Raw genomic sequence first — 226 nt, 5'->3', positions numbered from 1 at the left:
CCCTGTTCCTGTGATTGCGACGAAGACGTCGAACAGTCCGATTGCAGCAAGAACACCTCCCATTTCTTCGGCGGCAACCCGGATGGAGCCGACGACTGCGAAGGATTGCTTGAAGTAGGAACCGGAGACTCAGGAGGGGCAGGAGGAAGTAATTCCCCCGTTCCCCGCACCCTTGCCGAACCTTCCTCCCCATGTCCCATCACCCTGCGCTACAAGCATCCCCTCG

Annotated in this window: 1 protein-coding gene; it reads left to right on the top strand. The window is 59.3% G+C overall.

Annotated features, from left to right (window positions below; genetic code table 11):
• On the top strand, window positions 1–226 hold a 226-nt coding region (locus HJW02_RS13190; protein ID WP_208050709.1), incomplete at both ends, for a hypothetical protein.

It is taken from the genome of Akkermansia sp. GGCC_0220 (genome assembly GCF_017566105.1).
In the GTDB taxonomy this organism is placed as follows: domain Bacteria; phylum Verrucomicrobiota; class Verrucomicrobiia; order Verrucomicrobiales; family Akkermansiaceae; genus Akkermansia; species Akkermansia massiliensis.
Note: the sequence above shows the minus strand (reverse complement) of the source record. Positions and strands in the feature narration are given on the sequence as shown.